We start from the raw sequence: 17,997 nt of genomic DNA on the forward strand, positions 1-17,997 counted from the left end.
TCAGATGTGCGGGACATCCTCGGGGATGTCGTAGAAGGTCGGGTGGCGGTAGACCTTGTCGCCGCTCGGCTCGAAGAACGGGTCCCGCTCGTCCGGCGTGGAGGCGGTGATCGCGTCCGAGCGGACCACCCAGAGGCTGACACCCTCGTTGCGCCGGGTGTAGAGATCGCGGGCGGCGAGCAGGGCCATCCGGTCGTCGGCCGCGTGCAGCGAACCGACGTGGACGTGGTTCAGCCCGCGCCGGGGGCGCACGAACACCTCGTACAGCGGCCAGCCGGCCTTGGACTCGGTCACTTTCCGTTCTCCTGTTCCGGGGTGTTCTGGGCTTCGTCGGCGGTGCGGGTCCCTGCCTCGGCGCGGCGCTTCCCGGCGTAGGCGGTGGCGGCCTCGCGCACCCAGGCGCCGTCCTCGTGGGCGGCGCGGCGGCGCTCGATCCGCTGGGTGTTGCAGGGCCCCTGGCCGTGGATCACCCGGGTCAGCTCGGACCAGTCGGGCTCGCCGAAGTCCCAGCCGCCGCGCTCCTCGTTCCACCGCAGCTCCGGGTCGGGCAGCGTGACGCCGAGGTGCTCGGCCTGCGGGACGGTCATGTCCACGAAGCGCCGGCGCAGTTCGTCGTTGGTGTGCCGCTTGATCCGCCAGGCCATCGAGCGGGCGGTGTTCGGCGAGTCCCCGTCCGAGGGGCCGAACATCATCAGCGACGGCCACCACCAGCGGTCGACCGCGTCCTGGACCATCCGGCGCTGGGCCTCGGTGCCGCGCATGAGCGTCATCAGCAGCTCGTAGCCCTGGCGCTGGTGGAAGGACTCCTCCTTGCAGATCCGGACCATGGCCCGGGCGTAGGGACCGTAGCTGCAGCGGCAGAGCGGCACCTGGTTGCAGATCGCGGCGCCGTCGACCAGCCAGCCGATCACGCCGACGTCGGCGTAGGTGAGCGTCGGGTAGTTGAAGATCGACGAGTACTTCTGACGGCCGGAGATCAGCTTCTCGGTGAGCTCGGCACGGTCCACGCCGAGGGTCTCGGCGGCCGCGTAGAGGTAGAGGCCGTGGCCGGCCTCGTCCTGGGCCTTGGCCAGCAGGATCGCCTTGCGGCGCAGCGACGGGGCACGGGTGAGCCAGTTGCCCTCGGGCTGCATGCCGATGATCTCGGAGTGGGCGTGCTGGGCGATCTGGCGGATCAGGGTGGCCCGGTAGGCGTCGGGCATCCAGTCCCGGGGCTCGATCCGCTGCTCGGCGGCGATGACCGCCTCGAACAGCTCCTCCTGGGTCTGGGCGGGGACCGGTTCGGCCACCTCTGCTGTCACCACGGTCCCCTCTCACGTGTCGCGCGTCGGACGCGAGGTGTGACGGGCAGGACGGCTGCGTCCTGCCGGTGTCGCCCGCCGGGCACTCGCACTACCGACTGACCGTTCGGTCGGTTCCATTGTGCGTGGTGAGGCGGCGCGCTGACAAGGGAGGCGGGCCGGCGACCGCTCGGGACCGGTCGGGACGCGGCTCGCGGACCGGGCAGACCCGACGGGCCCGCCGTCCGGCGGCTGCCGGACGGCGGGCCCGTTCCCGTTCGCGGTCGAACCCGACGTCCGGGCGCCGGGCCGCCCGTCCGCTAGCCCTCCGCCCGGTCCCGCAGGCGGGGCAGCGGCACGGCGAGGAGTGCGGCCAGCAGCGCGATCCGCGGCGCCAGCTGGTCGATCCGGATGTGCTCGTGCCGGGCGTGGGCGCCCGCGCCGACCGCGCCGAAGCCGTCGAGCGTCGGCAGTCCGCGCGACCCCGGCAGATTGGTGTCCCCGGCGCCGCCCGCCGGACCGCCGTCCAGTTGCTGGCCGAGTACGGCCGCGAGCGACCGGACGTGCCGCAGCAGCGGGTTCGCGGAGCGCTCCGGCCAGGCCGGACGGCTGGAGAGCACCTCGGTCCGCACCCGCGCCCCCGGGCGCAGTGCGGCGAGCCGGGCCAGGTTGTCGAGGGTGCGGCGCTGGGCTTCGGCGGTGGAGAAGCGCAGACCGAGCTCGGCCTCCGCGCGTCCGGCGACCACGTTGGCCCGGGTGCCGCCGCTGATCCGACCGGCGTTGAGCTCGGTGCCAGGCTGGCAGGCCAGTCCGCGGACCGCGACCAGCTGGTCGACCAGCTCGTCCACCGCGGACACGCCCTCCGCGGCGTCGTTGCCGGCATGCGCCTCCCGCCCGGTGACCGTGAGCCGGACCCGGCTGCTGCCGCGGCGCGCGGTCTTGAGCCGGCCGTCCGGGTGGGGCGGTTCGAGGCCCAGGACGGCGGCCGCACCACGCAGTTGGCGCTCGACCAGGCGCCGGCCGTCGGGGCTGCCGACCTCCTCGTCGGAGACCACGACCAGCCGGACGGTGCGGTGCGGGCGCTGGCCGAGGTCGGCGAGCAGGGCGAACGCGCCTTCGAGGACGGCGAGTCCGCCCTTCATGTCGATCACGCCGGGACCGGTGAGGATGCCGTCCTGTTCGGCGACGGGCCAGTCCGCGAGCGTGCCGACCGGCCAGACGGTGTCGTGGTGGCCGACCACCAAGAGGTGCGGCAGGCTCTCGTCCTGGCCGTCCCACTGGAGCAGCAGGTGATCGCCGGCCGGACCGGCCTCGCGGTACGCGGTGGCCCCGGTGGCGCGGAATCCGGCGGCCAACTCCTCGGCGAGCGCGTTGAGTCGGGGAACGTCCCCGCTGGGTGACTCGATCCGGGCCAGGTCGGCGCAGCGGCGTCGGACGGCTCCGGCCAGGGTCCGGGCGCGGGTGCTGAGCGCCTGGGGCAGACCGGGCAGGGCCGCCGTGGGTCCATCGGCGGTCGCTGCTCCGACGGCGGGGCCGACGGACGGGGCGGCCGCCACGGCACCGGCAAGGGCGCCGGGAGACGAAGCGGTGGCCTCCGGGCCGGACGGCTCGGCGGCAGCGGGGGCCGCGGTGGCGGCCGCTCCCGCCTCGGCGTCGGGGGACGGCGCGGAGACGGCGGCCGGGGTGCGTGCGGGTTCGGTGGTCACGGCGTCCGCGAAGGGCGGCCGGACGGTTCGGGGACTCAACGCTCGCCTCCGCGGCCGCCGCCGGTATTGAGCGGTCGCACCGGCCGGCCGGAGCGCGCGGCCCGAGTGACCCCGGACGCCCCGCTCCGCCCGATGACCCCTCTGAACCCGGCAGGAACCGGGATCCCCCGGGACGGCCCGTCTGGCTCAAGTCCCTTGGAACGGCTGGGCGGCGTGCTTGGCATTGCGTCCTCCTCGCTCGATCCGGCGGCCCCGGTCGGCCCGGGGCCCCGTGGACGGCGGCCTCGAAGCAGCGGGCGCAGCGACTGCACCGCCACAGGGAAGCCGAGAGGTGAGCCTAGAAGAACCGTTCGGCTTCCTGCGAGGTGGCCCTGCTCCCAGCGCACCGAGGGCCGGGCCCCGCCTCGCGTGCCCGTCGGAGAACGGCGGCGGGCCCACGGCGCGCAGGCCTGGATCGGCGCGCGAGCGCGGTCGCCGGATCGCGCCCATCTCCACCATGAACCCCTCGCCGGGGTTTGGCAGCGCAAACGGCCAAGGCGCGGCATTTCCACGCCGGATGGGTGACAGCGGCTCAACGCCCGGTACCAGGTCGGCGGGTCGCGGGCCGGGCCTGCGGGGGTACGGGCGCGCCGGGGTACGGCGCGGGGATCGGCACCAAGCGGCGGTCCGGCGGTCGCGTCATGTCGCGACGGCGTGCGGCGCGGGGAAACCGGGCCACACGGCGCGAGATCCCCCGGTGGCGGTCCGGTCGACGGGCGCATCGACGATGACACTTCGCAATCGCGCGGACACCTAGTTCACGTGACAAGTTTCAGAGAACAGACTTTGAAATCTGTTCGCATTCGTGGCACGGTTGAACTCGGCCACCCGCCACGCCTCCACACCTGCCCCGTCCCCTCTCCCCCAGGAGCCCCGCATGTCCGCCACCCCCTCCGCCGGCCCGCGCATCCAGCGGCGCCCTCTCGGCGCCACCGGCCCCACCACCTCCGCCCTCGGCCTCGGCTGCATGGGCATGTCCGACCTCTACGGCCCGGCCGACGAGGCCGAGAGCATCGCCACCATCCACGCCGCACTCGACGCCGGCGTCACCCTGCTCGACACCGGCGACTTCTACGGCATGGGCCACAACGAGCTGCTCGTCCACGACGCACTCCGCGGCCGCGACCGCGAGAGCGTCCAGATCAGCGTGAAGTTCGGAGCCCAGCGCGGCCCGGACGGCCAGTGGCTCGGCTACGCCGCGAGCCCCGCGGCGACGAAGACCGCGCTCGCCTACACCCTGCGCCGCCTGCACACCGACTACGTCGACATCTACCGGCCCGCCCGCCTGGACCCGAACGTCCCGATCGAGGAGACCGTCGGCGCGATCGCCGAGCTGGTCGCCGCCGGCCACGTCCGCCACATCGGCCTCTCCGAGGTCGGCGCCGACACCCTGCGCCGCGCCGCCGCCGTCCACCCGATCAGCGACCTGCAGATCGAGTACTCCCTGATCTCCCGCTCCGTCGAGGAGAAGATCCTGCCCGCCGCCCGCGAGCTGGGCATCGGCGTCACCGCGTACGGCGTGCTCTCGCGCGGCCTGCTCAGCGGCCACTGGGACGACGACCGCGCTCTGGCCGGGAGCGACTTCCGCAGGCACAGCCCGCGCTTCCAGGGCGACAACCTCACCCACAACCTGCACCTGGTCGAGGCGCTGCGCGCGGTCGCCGCGGAGCGGGGCGCCACCGTCGCACAGGTCGCGATCGCCTGGGTCGCCTCACGGGGCGAGGACGTCGTCCCGCTGGTCGGCGCCCGCCGCCGGACCCGGCTCACCGAAGCCCTCGGCGCGCTGGACGTCACGCTCGGCCCGGCCGATCTCGCCGCGATCGAGGCCGCGGTCCCGGCCGGTTCCGCCGCCGGGGAGAGGTACGCTGCCGCTCAGATGGCCCACCTCGACAGCGAGCACTGAGCGCGGCACCGCCGCGGGACGGCACCGCCGCCGGATCCGGGCCGTCGGGCCACCACCTCCGACCACCGACGAGCCCCCGGCACCGGCCGGCGACCCACGCCGCACCCGAAGGACGTACCTCCCCGTGACCACGGACAGCGCACTCACCCCCGAGCAGATCCTGAGCGCGACGGAGGAGGTCCTCAGGCGGTTCGGCCCGGCCAAGGCCACCGTCGTGGACGTCGCCCGCAGCCTCGGCGTCAGCCACACCAGCGTCTACCGGTTCTTCCCGAGCAAGGCGGCGCTGCGCGAGGCCGTGACCCAGCGCTGGCTCGACCAGGCCCACCACGAGCTGCAGTCCATCGCCACCGAGCCCGGACCCGCCGCGGACCGGCTGCACCGCTGGCTGGTGACGCTGTTCGCCGCCAAGCGGAAGAAGGCCCTGGACGACCCCCAGCTGTTCGCCACCTACATGGCACTGGTCGCCGAGACCAGCACCACCGTCGAGGCGCACGTCGGCACGATGGTGGCGCAGATCGGCCAGATCGTCCGGGACGGCGTCCGGGCCGGGGAGTTCGGCCCCACCGACGTCGCCTCGACCGCCCGCGCCGTCTTCGAGGCCACCGCGCACTTCCACGACCCCGCCCACGCGGGCGAGTGGTCCGACCCGAGCGCCCAGGACCGCTTCGAGGCCCTCTGGAAGCTCATCCTCGGCGGCCTCACCATCAGGTAGCCCCGCCGGGCCACCCGGGTCGCCCGCACCCGACGGGTCGGGCGACCACCGGGGTCAGCGGCGGGAATTGCCGAAGATGAGGCGGTAGGCGATCAGGAGCACCAGGGCTCCGCCGATGGCCGAGGCCCAGGTGGCCAGGTCGAAGAAGTGCGCCGTCACCTCGCGGTGCAGGAACCGCGAGGAGATCCAGCCGCCGACGAAGGACCCGGCGATGCCGATCAGGGTGGTCACCACCAGCCCGCCCGGGTCCTTCCCCGGCAGCAGCAGCTTGGCCAGGGCCCCGGCCACCAGGCCCAGCACGATCCACGCGACGAAGCTCATGCGTCCTCCCACCCTCCGTTACGGCGGTCCCTGCCGGACCGTCCTGCCCGCAGGGACGATCGCCTGTGCCCCTGCGGTTCCGGTGCGCCGGGCGTGGCCGCCCCCGTCCGGGCCGCGGGGGACGGAACCACGCCACCCCGCTCCTGCACGCCTCGGCGCCACCCCGCTCCTGCGCACCCTCAGCGGCGCGCCCATCGGCTCGCCGGCGTCAGCACCGTGTAGAGCGCCAGCGACGACCCCACGCCGACCGCCCACCCGTAGTCGGCGAGCGGCTTGAGCGCCGGGATCAGCCCGTCGGCCGGGAACGGGCCGCCGTACGAGCCGCCGACGGCGAGGACGCCGCCGACGATCAGCGCGGCGACGGCGCGCCAGTTCCAGCCGGCGGTGTACCAGTAGGCCCCGCCCGGCCGGTAGAGCTCGGAGAGCTGCAGGCGGGTGCGGCGAACCAGCCAGTAGTCGGCGACGAGGACGCCGGCGACCGTCCCGAGCAGGCCGCCGACGACGCCGAGCCAGGTGAAGATGTAGACGTGCGGGTCGGAGATGAGCCTCCACGGGAAGATCGCGATCCCGACGACGCCCGTGACCAGCGCCCCGGTGCGGAAGTCGATGAGGCGCGGCACCAGGTTGGCGAGGTCGTAGGCGGGTGAGACGACGTTCGCGGCGATGTTGACCGACAGGGTGGCGATCAGGACGGTCAGGAGCGCGAAGAGGATGCCGACCGGGCTCTCCATCTTGGCGGCGAGGGCGATCGGGTCCCAGATCGGTTCGCCGTAGACGGCCTGGGAGCCTGAGGTGACCAGGACGGAGAGCAGCGCGAAGAGGGTCATGGTGGTGGGCAGGCCGAGGGCCTGGCCGCGGATCTGGGCGCGCTGGCTGCCGCCGAAGCGGGTGAAGTCGGGGATGTTGAGGGAGAGGGTGGACCAGAACCCGATCATGCCCATCAGGGCTGGGAAGAAAACCTTCCAGAAGTCCGCGTCCCAGCCGAGCCGGGACGGCTGGTCGAGCAGCGGGCCGAACCCGCCGGCCTTGACGGTGATCCAGGCCAGCAGGGCGAGGGCGCCGACGATGACGAACGGCGCGGCCCAGTTCTCGAACCGGCGCAGGGTCTCCATGCCGCGGGCGATGACGGCCATCTCGATCAGCCAGAACAGCAGGAAGGAGAGCCACTGCGTCCACGGGTAGCCGCCCAACTCGGCCGCCGTGCGCCAGGATTCGCCGAGGAGTTTGCCGGCCAGCAGGAAGATGCCCTCGCCGCCGATCCAGGTCTGGATGCCGAACCAGGCGCAGGCGACCGCGGCGCGGACGAGGGCCGGCAGGTTGGCGCCGCGCAGGCCGAAGGCGGCGCGGGCGAAGACCGGGAACGGGATGCCGTACTGCGTCCCGGCGTGGCCGGTGAGCAGCATCGGCGCGAGCACGATGAGGTTCGCGAGGGCGATGGTGAGGACGGCCTGCTTCCAGTCCATGCCGAGGGCGACCAGGCCCGAGGCGAGGGTCCAGGAGGGGATGTTGTGGGCCATCCCGACCCAGAGCGCGAGGAAGTTGTAGGTGGTCCAGGTACGGCGGGCGACGGGGACGGGGCGCAGGTCGTCGTTGGTGAAGCCGTTGGCGGGCAGGGCCCCGGCGGCCGGGTCCAGCTCGACCCGGCCGTCGGTGTGCCGGAGCTCCGGGAGGGGACCGCCCGGTCGGCCCGGCGCGGTGCCGCCGTCCCCTATCGCGGCGGTTCCGGTCATGGACGGGACCCGTCCGCGGCCAGCTGCGGGATGACGTCGGTGCCGTAGGCGTCGATGGTGTCCTCGATGGCGTCGTGCATGGCGTAGACGGCGAACTGGTCGACGCCGAGGGAGCGGAGGTGGTCGAGGCGTTCGAGCTGGGCGGCGGGCGGGCCGATCAGGCAGAAGCGGTCCACGATCTCGTCGGGGACGAAGGCGGTGTCGGGGTTCCCGGCGCGGCCGTGGTGGCTGTAGTCGTAGCCCTGGCGGTCCTTGATGTACGCGGTGAGGGCGTCGGGGACGAGGTCGGAGTGCTCGCCGTAGTGGCGGACCAGGTCGGCGACGTGGTTGCCGACCATGCCGCCGAACCAGCGGCACTGTTCGCGGGCGTGGGCCAGGGCGGCCGGGGAGTCGTCGGCGGTGACGTAGGCGGGGGCCGCGACGCAGACGGTGAGCGCGTCGGGGTCGCGTCCGGCGTCGGCGGCGGCCGCCCGGACCGCCTTGATCATGAACTCGGTGAGGTAGGGGTCGGCGAGTTGGAGGATGAAGCCGTCGGCCTGGCGACCGGTCAGGGCCAGGGCCTTGGGACCGTAGGCGCCCATCCAGACGGGCAGTCGCCGGCCCTCGCCGACCCAGGGCAGGTGCATCTCGGTGCCGTCGACCTCGACGGTGCGGCCCTCGGCGAGCTCCTTGATCGCGTGCATGGCGTGGGAGAGCCGTTCCAGGGTGGCCGGGTGGCGGCCGGCCACGCGCATGGCGGAGTCGCCGCGGCCGATGCCGCAGACCGTCCGGTTGCCGTACATGTCGTTGAGGGTGGCGAAGAGGGAGGCGGTGACCTCCCAGGTGCGGGTGGAGGGGTTGGTGACCATCGGGCCGACGGTGAGTCGCTCGGTCTCGGCGAGGATGCGGCTGTAGATGACGAAGGGCTCCTGCCACAGGACGCAGGAGTCGAAGGTCCAGCCGTGGCTGAAGCCGGCCCGCTCGGCGCGGATCATGCGGTCGATGAGCAGGCGGGCGGGCGGGTCGGTCTGCAGGACGAGGCCGATGTCCATGGGGGTGCTCCAGGGGGCTGGCCGCGGCCCCGGGCCCGGCGTTCGGCCCGGGGCGGCGGACGGAGGTGCCGGCCGACGGGTGCAGGCCGACGGGGTGTGTCGGCGAGCGGAGTCGTCGGCGGACGGGGGGACGGGTGGTGCCGGGCTTCAGACCAGGTACTGGCAGGTGTCGCGGCGCAGGAAGGTGCCGTGGCCGGCCCGGCCGAGCCAGCTGCCGCGGTCGAGGACGACGGTGCCGCGGGAGAGCACCGTGCGGGCGCGGCCGGTGAGTCGCCGTCCCTCGTAGGCCGAGTAGTCGACGTTCATGTGGTGGGTGGCGGCGGAGACGGTCTGCACGGCTGCGGGGTCGTAGACGACCAGGTCGGCGTCGGCACCAGGGGCGATGGTGCCCTTGCGCGGGTGGAGACCGAACATCCGGGCCGGGGTGGTGCAGGCGATCTCGATCCAGCGGCGGCGGGTCAGGTGCCCGTCGACGACCGCCTGGTGCAGGAGGTCCATCCGGTTCTCCACGCCGGGCAGGCCGTTGGGGATCTTCGAGAAGTCGCCACGGCCGAGCTCCTTCTGGCCGACGTAGCAGAACGGGCAGTGGTCGGTGGAGACCACCTGGAGGTCGTTGGTGCGCAGGCCGCGCCAGAGCGCGTCCTGGTGCTCGCGGGGGCGCAGCGGGGTGCTGCAGACGTACTTGGCGCCCTCGAAGCCGTCGGGGCCCTCCTCGGCGAGGTCGTCGGTGGAGAGGAAGAGGTACTGGGGGCAGGTCTCGCCGAACACGTTGAGGCCCGCGTCGCGGGCCTGCGCGATCTCGGCGAGCGCCGAGGCGGCGGAGACGTGGACGACGTAGAGCGGGCTGCCGGCGACCTGGGCCAGCTTGATCGCCCGGTGGGTGGCCTCGGCCTCCAGGAGTTCGCGCCGGACCTCGCCGTGGTACCGGGGGGCGGTCTTCCCGGCGGCGAGCGCCTGTTCGACGAGGACGTCGATGGCGATGCCGTTCTCGGCGTGCATCATGGTCAGCCCGCCGTTGGCGGCGCCGCGTTGCATGGCGCGCAGGATGCGGCCGTCGTCGCTGTAGAAGACGCCGGGGTAGGCCATGAAGAGCTTGAAGGAGGTGGACTCCCCGGAGTCGACGAGCGCGTCCATCTCCTTGAGCACGCCGTCGTTGACGTCGGAGACGATGGTGTGGAAGGCGTAGTCGACGGCGCAGTTGCCGTCGGCCTTGGCGTGCCAGGCGTCGAGGCCCTCGCGCAGGGAGCCGCCGACGGGCTGCACGGCGAAGTCGACGATCGTGGTGGTGCCGCCCCAGGCGGCGGCGCGGGTGCCGGTCTCGAAGGTGTCGGACGCGGCGGTGCCGCCGAAGGGCAGTTCCATGTGGGTGTGCGCGTCGACGCCGCCGGGGATCACGTAGTGGCCGGTGGCGTCGATGACGGTGTCGGCGGTCCAGGCCAGGGCGGCGTCGCTGCCGGTGGCGGCGAGCGCTGCGACGCGCTCGCCCTCGACCAGGACGTCGGCGTGGAGTTCGTCGGTGGCGGTGATCACGAGGCCGCCGCGGACGATGGTGCGGGTGGTGGTCATCGCGGTTCCCCTCACGCCTCGGTCAGGGGTCCGTAGGCCTCGGGCCGGCGGTCGCGGTAGAACGCCCACTGCTGGCGGACCTCCTCGATGAGGCCGAGGTCGAGGTCCCGGACGACCAGCTCCTCCTCCTTGTCGGAGGCGACGTCGCCGACGAACTGGCCGCGCGGGTCGACGAAGTAGGAGGTGCCGTAGAAGTCGTTGTCGCCGTACTCCTCGGTGCCGACCCGGTTGATGGCGGCGACGAAGTACTCGTTGGCGACGGCGGCGGCGGGCTGTTCGAGCTGCCAGAGGTAGGCGGAGAGGCCACGGCTGGTGGCGGAGGGGTTGTAGACGATCTGGGCGCCGGCCAGGCCGAGGGCGCGCCAGCCCTCGGGGAAGTGCCGGTCGTAGCAGATGTAGACGCCGACCTTGCCGACCGCGGTGTCGAAGACCGGCCAGCCGAGGTTCCCGGGCTTGAAGTAGTACTTCTCCCAGAAGCCCTTGACCTGGGGGATGTGGTGCTTGCGGTACTTGCCGAGGTAGCGGCCGTCGGCGTCGATCACGGCGGCGGTGTTGTAGTAGACGCCGGGCTGGTCCTCCTCGTAGACGGGGACGACGACGACCATTCCCAGCTCGCGGGCGAGGTCCTGCATCCGGCGGACGGTGGGCCCGTCGGGGACGGCCTCGGCCCAGCGGTAGTGCTCGGGCTCCTGGACCTGGCAGAAGTAGGGGGAGTTGAAGACCTCCTGGAATCCGATGATCTTCGCGCCCCGGGCGGCGGCCTCGCGGGCGTACCGCTCGTGGAGGGCGATCATCGACTCCTGGTCCCCGGTCCACCGGGTCTGGACGAGGGCGGCGCGGACGATCTGCGACATGGGTACCTCCGCAACTCCGTGGCCCGGCCGGTGGAGGCGGGCCTGCGGTCTGAGGGTTGTCGGGCGGATCCGTACGACCATCTACGTGCGTAGAACGTGGTCCGTAGACCGTAGGCCCGGCCTCGGTGGCCTGACAATACGTCGGACGCAGGGCGGCTGGGGCGATCTTGTTGCGTGGACACGCTGGGGCGAGTAGGTGGGATGAAACGCTCATCTACCCCGATAGCGCTGCCCTTACTCATCCGGGTGAATCCGTGCACGGGGTACTGCGCGACGGGGTAGGACGCGCCATGATGCTGCTCCGGTCCGTCACCGGAGCCTGCCCGAGAGTGATGTGCGCGTGCTCCGCCCGCGGCCCCCGCCGGCCCGGGAGGCACCCCGCACGTGCGGTCGAGGGCGTCGTGGTTCCGGGTGCACGGGGGAGGTGGACGTGGCGACTGGATCACGGACGCGCGGAAGGCGTCCGGTCCCGGCGTGGGCCGGGGTGCTGCTCGGGCTCGCGGTGCTCGTCCCCGCGGCGCTCGGGGCCCTGCTGTACGCACGGTGGGCACCGCCGGTGCGGGACGTCGCCCTGCAGCTGGCCGGTACCCGTGCGGCCGCCGCGGCGGTGGTGGACGGCAGGGCGCCGGAGTACCGCGCCGCGCTGGCGGCGGACGGCTGGCCGATCGCCGGGTACACGCTCACCCTGGTCGCGGCCGGGCTGCTCGGCCGGTACGTGCTCGGCCGGGAGCACTGGCGGCTCGCCGCCCTCGCCGCCGGCGGCGCCGGGCTGCTGGCGGGCGCCTGCGACGTCGCGGAGGACGTGCTGCTCGCCACCGGGTTGGACGGGTTCGACCGGTTGAACGGTGCGGGTGGTCCGGGCGGCTCCGACGCGCCGTTCGCGGCAGCGACGGCGCTCAGCACCGTGAAGTGGCTGTTGCTCCTGCCCGCCGGGGCGGCCGCCGCGGTGGTCGTCACCGTGACCCTGCACCGTGCGGTGCGCGCACTCCTGCGGCGCCCACCGGAACCGGACGACCCGGCGGACGACGCGACGCCCGGCGGCGAGGTCCACCCCGTGACCGCCGCCGGCGGACGTACGACCGGGGCCGACACCGGGCTGGCCACCGACGCCGGGGCGGCCGGGCCGGGCGCGCCGACGGACGGGCGCTCCGCCGGGCCCGCGCTGATCCCGCCCTGGCCCGTGGCCACCGCCCACGGCGGGCGCTGGCCGCCCGGCCGGCGGACGCACCGGCCGCTCGACCACCAGGCCCGCTGGCGCAACGGCGCCCTGGTACCGCCCGGCCGGGAGCACGCCGAGCTCGGCTTCTGCGCCTCCGGCGGCGGCATCCGCTCCGCCTGCGTCACCCTCGGCGCGCTCCAGGCCCTGCGGCCCTGGCTCATGCGGTCCCGCTACCTGGTCTCCGTCTCCGGCGGCGGCTACGCCGTCGGCGCACTCCAGCTGGCCCTCTGCGACTCGGCGCCGGGCAGCGCGGTGCACGCCGTCTCCGGGCTCACCGCGGCCGACGTCCTGGCGCCGGGCTCGCCGGAGGAGGACCACCTCCGCCGGCACGCCAAGTACCTGGCGGACGGCGCCGGGCAGTGGCTGGTCGCCCTCGGCACCCTGCTGCGCGGCCTGGTCGCCGCCCTGGCGCTGCTGCTCGCCGCCATACTCGTCCTCGGCCTCGGGCTCAGCTTCTGCTACCACCTCGTCCCGCTGGCCGACCTGGACGCCCTGGCCTCCGTCGGCCTGCGCACCGGCGGGGCCGTCCGGCTCGGCCCGCTGCCCGTCCGGACGCCCGCCGTTCTCGCCCTGGTGGGGCTGCTCACCGCCGCCGCGGCCTGCTGGCTGCTCTGGCTGCTCGCCTTCTCGATGCTCGGCTGGAACACACGGCTGCCGCGCGCGCTGCGCCGCCTGGGGCACGGCGCGCTGGCCCTGGCCGGGCTGGTCACGGTGGGAGTGCTGGTGGTGCCCGGGCTGGCCTGGGGCGCGGTCGCGCTGCAACAGGCGCTCGCGGTGGGTGCGCGGCAGACCGGCGCCGGCCTGAGCCTCACCGTGCTGCTCAGCTACCTCGCCCTGCTGCTCGGCATACTGTGGCACGGCCGGCGGGCCATCGAGCTCGGTACGGCGGCGCTCGGCGGGCTGGTGAGCGGCGCCCGGCGCGTCGGCGGCGGCCTCGGCACCAAGGTCACCCAGTACCTGGTGGTCTGGGCCGCCCTGGGGACGCTGTCGGTGGGCGCGCTTCTGGCGCTCGGGTGGGCGGTCGCGACCGGCCACGCCTGGCCGGTCGCCGCGCAGGTGCTGCTGCCGCTCGTCCTGGCGACGGTCGGCCTCAACCTCGACCAGACCTGGATGGGCCTGCACCCGTTCTACCGGCGCCGGCTCGCCTCGGCGTTCGCCGTCCGCCGCTCCACCGAGGACGGCGAGGTGCTGGCCCGGCCGTACCACTTCTACCGCGAGCAGACCCGGCTCAGCCACTACGGCGCCCGGCAACCGGGCTTCCCGCAGGTGGTGTTCGCGGCCGCGGCCAACCTGTCCGGCAACTCGCGCACCCCGCCCGGGCGCCGCGCGGTCTCGTTCACCTTCTCGCACGACTACGTCGGCGGGCCGGACGTCGGCTACGCCCGCACCGACCTGCTGGAGCGACGCACCCGCCGGCACATCGCCCGGGACCTCACGGTCCAGTCCGCGATGGCGGTCTCCGGCGCCGCCTTCTCCTCCGCGATGGGGCGTCAGTCCCGTGCCTACCAAGGGCTCTTCGCCGTGACCAACGCCCGGCTCGGCACCTGGCTGCCCAACCCGGCCGCGCTCGACCCGCTCTGGACGGCCGACCGGGACTGGCGGCACGCGCCGCAGCCCGGTGTCCGCCGGCTGCCCTACCAACTGCGCGAGCTGTGCGGGCGCTTCCCGATGGACGACCGGTTCCTGCTCACCACCGACGGCGGCCACTACGAGAACCTCGGACTGGTCGAGCTCCTCCGGCACGGCGTCCGGACGGCGGTCTGCATCGACGCCAGCGGGGACGCCCCGCTCGCCGCCACCCTGGCGGCCGCCATCACGCTGGCCCGCGAGGAACTGGGCATCGTCATCACCCTGCACGAGCCGGAGCTGCTGATCCCCGGCAGCCTCGGCGAGCGGGGCGGGCCGGCCGGGCCGCCGCTGCGCGGGCTGGCGGCGCGGCTCGCCGACCGCTTCTCCGCCCGCGCGGTGATCACCGGGACCATCCGCTACCCGGGCCCGCTCGACCTCCCCGAGGACGGGGACGGAGACGGGGACGGGGACGGGGACGGCGGCGATCACACCGGCCCGGTGGGCGTGGGCCCCGGCGGGGAGGACGGACGCCGCCTCGGCACGCTGATCGTCGTCCAGGCCGTCCTGACCCCCGACATGCCCTACGAACTGCACGCCTACGCGGCGGCCAACCCCGCCTTCCCGAACGACAGCACCGGCGACCAGTGGTTCGACCACCGGCAGTTCGACGCCTACCAGACGCTCGGTCGCCATCTGGGCGAGCTGGCGGCCCCCGTCCTGAAGGCGGTCGTGACCGGCCCCGGCCCGGCGGCACCGACGGCACCCGCGTCGCCGGTCCCGGCACCCGCTGCGTCGGTGCCGCCGGTCCGCACGCCGTCGGAGCCCACGGAACCGGCGCCCACGTCAGCGGCACCCGCGCGGTCGGTGCGCGGGCCGTCCGCACCCGCGCCGCCCGCGCCACCCGCACCACGGCCTCCCGCGGAGGGGTGACCGGGGCCGGAGCGCACTGGAGGAGCTCCCGCTCGGCGGCCCGGAGCAGGGCCTGCCGGTGCGCCGACGCACGAGCCGGGGCTGCACCGGGCTCCCGGCCTGGACGGCGGGTTCGTGGGCCGGACCGCCGCCGGACCGCCGACACAGCCGGACCGCCGACGCAGCCGGGCGGCTGACGCTCCGCAGGCCGCACACCGGGCCTGATCCGAACCGCTCCCCGGGTCCCGGCGGTCACCCGTGGTCATCGACGGAGCCCGCGGGGCACGCACGAGGCACCCGTAAGGCAGCTGTAAGGCACCCACCGGACGGTAAATCGGCGACAGGAGATGATCCAGGTCATAGTCTGATCAGAGTTTCCGCCGGTCCGATGCTGGGCAGCCACGCGGGCGGAAGAACGCCCGAACAAGTCGCCCGACGAAGAGGACCGCACCACGTACTGTCATTTGTCGACAAGACGCCACCAACCCACGAACGCGATCGACTGACCGTTCGACAGACTGACAGAACCGACACCATCGGCGCCGCCGGCATCCGGGGCGCCGAGACGAGGAAACTCCCCGTGATCAGATTCGACGGCGCCGGCAAGCGCCACCCCGACGGCACCATCGCCGTCGAGGGCCTGGACCTCGACGTGCCCACCGGGCGGATAACCGTGCTGGTCGGCCCATCCGGCTGCGGCAAGACGACGCTGCTGCGCATGGTCAACCGGATGGTCGAGCCGACCTCGGGCCGGGTGCTGCTGGACGGCGCGGACGTCGCCGAGCTGGAGCCGGCCAAGCTGCGCCGCGGCATCGGGTACGTGATCCAGCAGGCCGGTCTCTTCCCGCACCGGCGGGTGATCGACAACATCGCCACCGTCCCGTACCTGCTCGGCTGGGACCGGAAGAAGGCCCGGGCCCGGGCCGCCGAGTTGCTTGAGCTGGTCGGCCTGGCGCCGGAGACCGGCAAGCGGTACCCGTTCCAGCTCTCCGGCGGCCAGCAGCAGCGGGTCGGCGTCGCACGCGCGCTTGCCGCCGACCCGCCGGTACTGCTGATGGACGAGCCGTTCAGCGCCGTCGACCCGGTGGTCCGCGCCGGACTCCAGGAGGAGCTGCTGCGGCTGCAGTCCGAGCTGCACAAGACGGTCCTGTTCGTGACGCACGACATCGAGGAGGCCGTCCGGCTCGGCGACCAGGTCGTGGTACTGCGCGAGCACGGCCGGATCGCCCAGCTCGCCGATCCGCACACGCTGCTCACCGAGCCCGCGGACCACGGCGTGGCCGCCTTCCTCGGCCGCGACCGCGGCCTGCGCGGCCTCGGCCTGCGCCCGGCCCGCGGCGTCGCCGTGCGCCCGCTGTCGGCCGGACTGCGCTACGGCGGTTGGGAGCTGGTCCTGGACGACGAACGCCGGCCGATCGGCTGGGTCGACCGCGACGCCGCGACCGCGGCCCTGCACCCGGCGGCCGGCTTCCGCCCCGGGAGCGACACCCTACGCACCGCACTGGACGCCGCCGTCCTGTCGCCCGCCGCGGTCGCGGTCGCCCTGGACGACGAAGGCCGGGCCACCGGCACGGCGAGCCGCGAGGCCGTCCTCACCGCACTCGACGCCGCACCGGGCACCACCGCGGACGGCGCCGCCGCGAACGACGAGGCAGCCGCTCGGGACGGCGCCGCCGCGAAGGACGGAGCAGGCCGTGGACGATGAACCGATCGTCCGCTGGTACTGGATCGGCGACCATCTCGGCTACCTCGGCGGCCTGCTGGCCGACCACGCCGTGCTCGCCCTGCTCCCGGTCCTGATCGGCCTGCTGCTCGCCGTCCCGCTCGGCCTGGCCTGCGCCCGGCTCCCCCGGCTCTACCAGCCGATCGCCGCGGTCTTCAACGTCGTCTACGCGCTGCCGGCGGTGGCCGTCTTCGTGCTGCTCATCCCCTACACCGGGCTGGCCACCCAGACCACCGTGATGATCCCGCTCACCTTCTACGCGATCGCGGTACTGCTGCCGACCACGGTGGACGGGCTGCGCGCCGTGCCCGAGCCGGTCCGGCAGGCGGCGACCGCCATGGGCTACGGGCCCTGGCACCGGCTGACCGCCGTCGAACTGCCCGCCGCCGTGCCCTACCTGGTGGCCGGGCTGCGGGTCGCGGCGGTCTCCAGCATCTCGCTGGCGAGCGTGGGCGCCCTGATCGGGCGCGGCGGCCTCGGCTACCTGTTCATGGACGGCTTCCAGCGCACCTTCACGACCCCGATCGTGGCCGGCATCGTGCTGACTGCCGCGCTGGCGCTCGCGGTGGACCTGTTGCTGCTCGGCGCGCGGCGGCTGCTCGCGCCCTGGGCGGTCCGCGAGAAGGGGGCGGCCCGGTGAACTGGCTCTCCTGGCTGGGCGACTTCTTCTCCTCCCCCGACCGCCGCACCGGTCCGAACGCGATCACCCAACGGATCGCCGAGCATCTGGTGTTCTCCGGTGAGGCGCTGCTCTACGCGGCGGTGCTGGCCGTCCCGCTCGGTCTGCTGATCGGCTACACCGGGCGCGGCACCGCCGTCGTCACCGCCCTGGCCGGCGCGACCCGCGCGCTGCCGACGCTCGGGCTGGTGACCTTCACGGTGCTGCTCGCCGGGGTCGGTGACACGGCCGTCCTGGTCCCGCTGGTCGCACTGGCCGTGCCGCCGCTGCTGGTGGCGGCCGTCGAGGGGGTGCGCGGCACCGACCCCGACGTCCGGGACGCCGCGCGCGGGGTGGGGCTGACCCACCCCCAGGTGCTCCGGCAGGTCTGCCTGCCGTCAGCGCTGCCGACCCTGCTGGCGGGGTTCCGCACCGCGACCGTGCAGGTCATCGCGACGGCCACGGTCGCCGCGTACGTCGGGCTCGGCGGGCTGGGCCGGTACGTGATCGACGGGCTGGCCACCCGCGACTTCGCCCTGACCGCGGGCGGGGCGCTGCTGGTGGTTCTGCTCGCGGTCGGCGCCCAGCTCCTCTTCACCGTCCTCGCCCGGTTCGCGCTCCCGCCCGGGCTGCGCGCCCAGCGCCGGGCCCGCTGACGCCGCCCCCCGGCGACCCGATCACGACGCGCCGCCCACGCTGCGCCGGTCACGACGCCGCGGTCACTGCGCCGCGGTCACTGCGCCGACGTCCGCTCACGCTGCCCACTTCGCTTCGTTC

The 17,997-nt window shown here is 74.2% G+C and carries 14 protein-coding genes; 6 read left to right on the forward strand and 8 right to left on the reverse strand.

Going from position 1 to position 17,997, the window contains the following annotated elements:
- The 3 genes from paaB to ACF9IK_RS08120 all read right to left on the reverse strand — a co-directional run bounded on the left by paaB (window position 1) and on the right by ACF9IK_RS08120 (window position 3,025).
- On the reverse strand, window positions 1-294 hold the full coding sequence (paaB, locus tag ACF9IK_RS08110) for a 1,2-phenylacetyl-CoA epoxidase subunit PaaB (RefSeq protein WP_030056311.1): 294 nt from the start codon (window positions 292-294) through the stop codon (window positions 1-3).
- Complete coding sequence (gene paaA / locus ACF9IK_RS08115; RefSeq protein ID WP_395293565.1) at window positions 291-1,301, reverse strand: 1,2-phenylacetyl-CoA epoxidase subunit PaaA; 1,011 nt, start codon at window positions 1,299-1,301, stop codon at window positions 291-293. Before paaA ends, paaB begins: the two co-directional genes overlap by 4 nt.
- A gap of 299 nt (window positions 1,302-1,600) precedes the next feature.
- Window positions 1,601-3,025, reverse strand: coding sequence for a M20/M25/M40 family metallo-hydrolase (locus ACF9IK_RS08120; protein WP_395293566.1), 1,425 nt, complete (start codon window positions 3,023-3,025; stop codon window positions 1,601-1,603).
- An 877-nt stretch (window positions 3,026-3,902) separates the two neighbouring features.
- Here ACF9IK_RS08120 and ACF9IK_RS08125 point away from each other — a divergent pair.
- The gene (locus ACF9IK_RS08125; protein ID WP_395293567.1) at window positions 3,903-4,928 is read left to right on the forward strand and encodes an aldo/keto reductase; all 1,026 of its coding nucleotides are present in this window, start codon (window positions 3,903-3,905) and stop codon (window positions 4,926-4,928) included.
- A gap of 124 nt (window positions 4,929-5,052) precedes the next feature.
- Window positions 5,053-5,640: a TetR family transcriptional regulator gene (locus tag ACF9IK_RS08130; RefSeq protein ID WP_395293568.1), complete on the forward strand. Its 588-nt coding sequence runs from the start codon at window positions 5,053-5,055 to the stop codon at window positions 5,638-5,640.
- Between the two features lie 54 nt (window positions 5,641-5,694).
- Here ACF9IK_RS08130 and ACF9IK_RS08135 read toward each other — a convergent pair whose 3' ends face one another.
- From ACF9IK_RS08135 to ACF9IK_RS08155, 5 genes are all read right to left on the reverse strand, one after another.
- Window positions 5,695-5,961 carry a GlsB/YeaQ/YmgE family stress response membrane protein gene (locus ACF9IK_RS08135; protein ID WP_395293569.1) on the reverse strand — a complete coding sequence of 89 codons (267 nt, stop codon included), beginning with the start codon at window positions 5,959-5,961 and terminating at the stop codon, window positions 5,695-5,697.
- 179 nt (window positions 5,962-6,140) lie between these two features.
- A complete protein-coding gene (locus tag ACF9IK_RS08140) occupies window positions 6,141-7,691 on the reverse strand; it encodes an NCS1 family nucleobase:cation symporter-1 (protein WP_395293570.1) in 1,551 nt (516 codons plus the stop codon).
- Window positions 7,688-8,722 (reverse strand): TIGR03842 family LLM class F420-dependent oxidoreductase, encoded by a 1,035-nt coding sequence (locus tag ACF9IK_RS08145; protein ID WP_395293571.1) that lies wholly within the window; start codon window positions 8,720-8,722, stop codon window positions 7,688-7,690. Before ACF9IK_RS08145 ends, ACF9IK_RS08140 begins: the two co-directional genes overlap by 4 nt.
- Before the next feature lie 147 nt (window positions 8,723-8,869).
- Window positions 8,870-10,288, reverse strand: a complete 1,419-nt coding sequence (gene hydA / locus ACF9IK_RS08150) for a dihydropyrimidinase (RefSeq protein WP_395293572.1) — start codon at window positions 10,286-10,288, stop codon at window positions 8,870-8,872.
- An 11-nt stretch (window positions 10,289-10,299) separates the two neighbouring features.
- On the reverse strand, window positions 10,300-11,142 hold the full coding sequence (locus ACF9IK_RS08155; protein WP_395293573.1) for a nitrilase-related carbon-nitrogen hydrolase: 843 nt from the start codon (window positions 11,140-11,142) through the stop codon (window positions 10,300-10,302).
- A gap of 430 nt (window positions 11,143-11,572) precedes the next feature.
- Here ACF9IK_RS08155 and ACF9IK_RS08160 point away from each other — a divergent pair, with 430 nt between their 5' ends.
- From ACF9IK_RS08160 to ACF9IK_RS08175, 4 genes are all read left to right on the forward strand, one after another.
- Window positions 11,573-14,860, forward strand: coding sequence for a hypothetical protein (locus tag ACF9IK_RS08160; protein WP_395293574.1), 3,288 nt, complete (start codon window positions 11,573-11,575; stop codon window positions 14,858-14,860).
- Between the two features lie 559 nt (window positions 14,861-15,419).
- Entirely contained in the window at window positions 15,420-16,544 is a 1,125-nt protein-coding gene (locus tag ACF9IK_RS08165; protein WP_395293575.1) for an ABC transporter ATP-binding protein, read from the forward strand.
- Window positions 16,534-17,202 carry an ABC transporter permease gene (locus ACF9IK_RS08170; RefSeq protein WP_395293576.1) on the forward strand — a complete coding sequence of 223 codons (669 nt, stop codon included), beginning with the start codon at window positions 16,534-16,536 and terminating at the stop codon, window positions 17,200-17,202. The genes ACF9IK_RS08165 and ACF9IK_RS08170 overlap by 11 nt, the downstream gene beginning before the upstream one ends.
- Complete coding sequence (locus ACF9IK_RS08175) at window positions 17,199-17,876, forward strand: ABC transporter permease (RefSeq protein WP_395293577.1); 678 nt, start codon at window positions 17,199-17,201, stop codon at window positions 17,874-17,876. The genes ACF9IK_RS08170 and ACF9IK_RS08175 overlap by 4 nt, the downstream gene beginning before the upstream one ends.
- Window positions 17,877-17,997: the final 121 nt, after the last annotated feature.

This window comes from Kitasatospora hibisci, assembly GCF_043950205.1.
Taxonomy (GTDB): Bacteria; Actinomycetota; Actinomycetes; order Streptomycetales; family Streptomycetaceae; genus Kitasatospora; species Kitasatospora hibisci.

What these genes read in the sequence shown, in the direction of transcription:
- ACF9IK_RS08125 (WP_395293567.1), top strand. Translation starts at nt 3,903, where the DNA reads ATGTCCGCCACCCCCTCCGCCGGCCCGCGCATCCAGCGGCGCCCTCTC.
- ACF9IK_RS08135 (WP_395293569.1), bottom strand. Translation starts at nt 5,961, where the DNA reads ATGAGCTTCGTCGCGTGGATCGTGCTGGGCCTGGTGGCCGGGGCCCTG.
- ACF9IK_RS08140 (WP_395293570.1), bottom strand. Translation starts at nt 7,691, where the DNA reads ATGACCGGAACCGCCGCGATAGGGGACGGCGGCACCGCGCCGGGCCGA.
- ACF9IK_RS08145 (WP_395293571.1), bottom strand. Translation starts at nt 8,722, where the DNA reads ATGGACATCGGCCTCGTCCTGCAGACCGACCCGCCCGCCCGCCTGCTC.
- hydA (WP_395293572.1), bottom strand. Translation starts at nt 10,288, where the DNA reads ATGACCACCACCCGCACCATCGTCCGCGGCGGCCTCGTGATCACCGCC.
- ACF9IK_RS08155 (WP_395293573.1), bottom strand. Translation starts at nt 11,142, where the DNA reads ATGTCGCAGATCGTCCGCGCCGCCCTCGTCCAGACCCGGTGGACCGGG.